This is a genomic window from Bradyrhizobium sp., from assembly GCF_049512235.1.
Lineage (GTDB): Bacteria > Pseudomonadota > Alphaproteobacteria > Rhizobiales > Xanthobacteraceae > Bradyrhizobium.
Map to the genome: position 1 here is coordinate 1 of NZ_JBEKXH010000519.1, position 4372 is coordinate 4372.

General features: G+C 66.5%; 3 protein-coding genes. All 3 read right to left on the bottom strand.

The annotated features are described in order from the left end of the window. Window positions 1-783 (bottom strand): hypothetical protein (locus tag ABSG20_RS30840; RefSeq protein WP_423868235.1); only part of this gene is annotated, 783 nt, incomplete at its 3' end. After that, window positions 690-1841, bottom strand: a complete 1152-nt coding sequence (locus ABSG20_RS30845) for a toll/interleukin-1 receptor domain-containing protein (RefSeq protein ID WP_423868237.1) — start codon at window positions 1839-1841, stop codon at window positions 690-692. The genes ABSG20_RS30840 and ABSG20_RS30845, both read right to left, overlap by 94 nt. A gap of 261 nt (window positions 1842-2102) precedes the next feature. Continuing rightward, window positions 2103-3770, bottom strand: coding sequence for a tetratricopeptide repeat protein (locus tag ABSG20_RS30850; RefSeq protein WP_423868236.1), 1668 nt, complete (start codon window positions 3768-3770; stop codon window positions 2103-2105). Between the last annotated feature and the right edge of the window lie 602 nt (window positions 3771-4372).

Genomic DNA, 4372 nt, shown 5'->3' on the forward strand with positions numbered 1-4372 from the left:
GGCCAGCGCCTCGTCCCCGAACTGTTCCACCTGGGCTTCGAGCGCGGCACAGAGTTCGATGAGTTTGCCGGGGGTTTCGACCGCAACCCTGACAAGGTCTGCGCCGAGTGTCTCACCGCGGGTCTCGACCAGCCGCGCCAGACGGATTTCCGCCCGTTGCGCCATGGCGCCATGCTCCTTCCGGGTCACCCGATTCAACACTGTCAGGATGTGCCGGCGCTTGTCCTGGTCCGTGCGCGCCGAGTCGAGACAGGCTGCGACGAGAGCGTCGGTCGCCACCTCCGCCACGTGATGCTCGCCGATCAGGTCGGGCTCGAGCGTGGCGAGGCCGCCGTCGGCGGCGGGGAACAGAAATCCCAACGCTTGCTGGACGCGGGGAACGTCGATGTCCCGCGCGGTCGCATAGAGTGGATCGCCGCCGATCAGCGCCGCGGCGGCCTCGGCGGTCTCGACGCCCCCGACCAGCGTGGCCAGTGCCACGCCGTTCTTCACGGCCGCCGCCAGGTTGCTGTCCGGGCCGAGCGGGAGCGCCTGGTCCCAGTGTGCGTATTCAAGGCCGAGGACGAGTTCGAGGAGGCCGGCAACGTGCTGGCCCCCGGTGCCGGCGTCAAGACCGCAGACCTGGAGCAGGGCTGCCATCTGGACCGCGAGCGGGCGATCGTAGTCTTCCTCGGTCACCAGCGCCCGGATCAGCGCAGCGGACCGCGCCGGCGGTTGTGCAGCGCAATCCGGCTGCGATCGGCGCCGCAACGACCAGAAGCTTTCGACCGCAGCGTCGAACATGGCCGTCCGATCGGCGCTGCCGATCGCTCGGGCAGCTCGACCTCGTCATAGGTTTCGCCCAGGCTTGTGAGCTCCTGCAGGCTCTGGCTCTTGCGCCGCAGCTCGCGCCACCACGTGCCGGCCCCGCGCGACAGCAGCACCAGTCGCGCCGGCTCCGTGACCATTTCGGCGCGGCGGACCAGCCGGTCCGCGAGCCAGATGACGTCCTCTTGCCGGGCCTCCGCATAGTCGACGACCAGCATGAGCCCTTTCGCGTCGGTGCCGCCGAGGATCAGCCGCTCGAACGCATCATCAGGCCGTTGCTGCCGCGCGCTGCCGAGTTCGCGCGGCACAAAACCGGCGAGCCAGCCGTGCGCGCGGGTGAGCACCTCGGCAACCTCAATCATCAGGCGGGTCTTGCCGAGGCCTCCGGGCCCGTGCACGAGCCGGCCGAGGGCCGGGCTTCCCATCGCATGCACGGGGGCGCCGGTTGCCCAGGCGACGAAGCGGTCGAGCAGCCCGTGCACGTCACGAAAGGGCACGACGCGGTGCCGCGCCACCAGCAGCGACGCCGGGCGCCTGGCGATGGCGCGCGCCGGCAGCGTCTCCTGCTTCGGATCGAGCAGCCAGCCGCGAAAGCCAGGGCCGGGAAGTCCCGTGGGTAGCTGCGAAACGCCGCCCGCGGTGAGCTTGCTGACCGCCCCCAGCACGCCTGCGACGTCACTGACGATGCCGGTGTGGAACACATTGAACGGCAGCGGGATGCGGGCGGGATCGAGCTCTTGCTCGCGCACCGTTACGATCTTGCGCTGGCTCGCCGCGCGGACCGCTTCGGCGTAGACCCAGTTGGAGGCGACCGCGCCCTCGCTCCAGATCACGACGACCGCCACCGCCGCATCGAGCGCGGTGGTGATCTCCGGACTGAACGCATCGCCCGGCTGCAGGGCCTGATCCCACCAGACCGAGAGCCGCATCGGCTGCCCATCGGCGAGCGGGACCACCGCGCCTTGCAGTGCCCCCGCAAGCTTCTCAGCCGCCGCGCGATGCTTGACCGAGTAGCTGATGAAGACCTGTGACAGGCGTCGTCTCCATTTTTGGAGAACTCAACCGCAGATTAGCAGTCCCGCCAGACTCTGTGAAGGCACGCAATGGCATGCGCCTTTTGCCCACGGCCGGGAAGTAAGGTTTGGGAGCCTCAAGGTTATGGGGCGAACATTTGGAAGCGATCGTGGCACAGCGCGCCGGACCGCCCCGATCACGTCACCGGTGAGGAGACGGTGGCGGGGATGGCTTGAGAAAAGTGCGCCGCGACGCATCGACGCCTCGCATTGGCACCGCGATCAGTCCGGCAGCGCGCCGGCGACCATGAGCAGCGCATCCGCGCGCGCGGAGCTCGCGTTCACGTCAGAGTCCCCGCGCGCTTGAATAATCTTCAGAATATGCGGGGCTGCTGCAGCAATCAGCCTCCGATCGCGCTGACCAGCTAGGTTGTCGGGGACCGGAACGCCACGGATCGCTTGCTGGAGCAGGTTTGAATTCCGCGGTCCGGTGTCCGTCGCCTCCAGCGACGCTAGCGCCTCCTCAAAGGCGGCCATGGCCTCGTGCATCTCGCCAGCTCTGACCCGCGCCTGGGCGAGGCGCGCCAACGGGATCACGCGCTGTGCCGACAGGCCAATCAATCGAAGCGCCTCCTGCGTTTCAGAGAGCAGATCGCGGTCAAGCGGCAGCCCAGCGTCATCCCTCGCCTCGATGACGAGCAGCAGCTGATTTGCGCGAGCAAGCGCAGTGTCGCTGCTGCGGACCGTGACCAACACGGACTCCGACAGATCCTCCGCATCGCTGATGCGGCCGGCGCGGGCCAACGCGCGACCAAGCCGCATCAAAGTGAAAATTCCAGCACCGTCGTTTGCAGTGACGTCGGCAGCCACCTTCATCGCGCGATCGAAGCTCGCTCCGGCACGCGCCGTGAGGCCGGCCTCGCTCTCCGCCTCGGCGATCTCTGTCAGCGCGCCGACGATGGCCGGGCGAGCCTTCAAGATAGGGCCATCGGTGATGTCCGCAATCAGCGGCAACGCAGCGTCAAGCGTCGTCGCCGCGGCATCGACAAGCCCTAATTTGGCTTGCACCTTGGCGACGTTGCAGAGCGAATAGACATGATAGCCCGCATCCGGCGGCTGAATACGCATGCTCGGGCAGCTCGGGTGACGGTCGGGCCATGGCGCGGATGGTCCAGCGGCATCCCGGGCCTCATCGAGGATGTCGCGTGCGTCGTCGGATCGCCCGGCCCTCGCCATGATCTCGGCGATCGCCTGCAGCGCCGCGACGCGCGAACCCGGACCATATTGGATCCGGCGCGCGAGCTCTCGCGCCTGCTTCAGATCTCCGGCGTTGGCCTCGTGCCGGGCGAGTTCGCCGAACACGGAGTCCAGCCGGTCCTCCGGGGACGGCAGGATGACGCAACTATGGTCTGGGGTTGGCTCGATCTCGATCGTTTCGGCAAGCTTGCGCGTTGCCGCGAACAGGTCGCCTGCCTCCGCTGTGAAACCGGCCTCCTCCTCGCCTTTGGCTATCGCAAGCCTGGCTTCGGCGCGAGCGAGAGGCTTCTCGATCGTCTCGGCCAGCAACTGCGCCTGCGCGAAGGTGTCCCGGGCCTTGTCGATCCGGCTACTCTTCACCTCTGCGCCTGCAATCGACCGCAGCACGGAGGCGCGCGCCACGCTATCGCCGCGGATCGACAGGATGATGCGAAAGGCCGCGTCGACGTCGCCCGCAGCGATATAGGCTTCGGCGATCCGGCGCAGCTGGTCGGGAAAGGGATCGGCGCCCGCGGTTGCGGCGGCCAGCGCCTCGCGCAGCACGCAGGATCGTGTCGGGGCCTTGACGCACGCATCCCAGTCCGCGCTGGCGGAAGGGACCTCGGCCAATGCGAGCCAAGCATAGCCGCAGGAATATGCAGCAAGACACGCAACAAGACACGCACGCGCGTGCATCTCGCTCGCAAGAACCATGGGCCGCCTCATGATGTGATCACGGATTTCACCCATTCTAACTTAAGCACCGAGAGGTCGCAACGGCACGGCAGGCGGGCAACAAAAGGAAAGGGCCCGAGTGGCGCGAGGGACAAATCGCGCATGGGTTGCATGCGGAATTTGCCTGTCGGGTGTAGAAGCGCAGTTCAACATCCGGCGCCATTGCACGCGCGGGCCAAGGCTCTTTGCTTCTACGATGATGAGATGCCGGTGATTTGCCCGACGTGTCATTTTTTTCTTGTCCGTCGGGCTTTCGGAGGACGTCGCGCAAAAAAAGCTCGCCGCCGACGCGGGCTAGATCCGGTGTGATTCGCCTGTCAATCCCCCAATGAAAAAATATTATTGTTTACATTTTGTTCAGACCGGTTATGGTCACCGCTGTCTCCTTCCAGATGAGGGGCGTATCGCGATCGTCAGACACGCGGGATGAGATGCGGTGGACGCGGCAGCGTCGGGCGGGGCCATGACATGGCAGGGCAGGATGTACATTGAGGTCGCCTGTGAGCTTTGGAATGCTACGCAAGACGAACGACGCTGAAGCGGACGGTGAAATCGTGTGGTCCTGACGCCCACAGCTGGCG

Bases quoted from the DNA above. Each gene is read 5' to 3' on its own strand.
- ABSG20_RS30850 (WP_423868236.1), bottom strand. From the start codon at position 3,770: ATGGTTCTTGCGAGCGAGATGCACGCGCGTGCGTGTCTTGTTGCGTGT.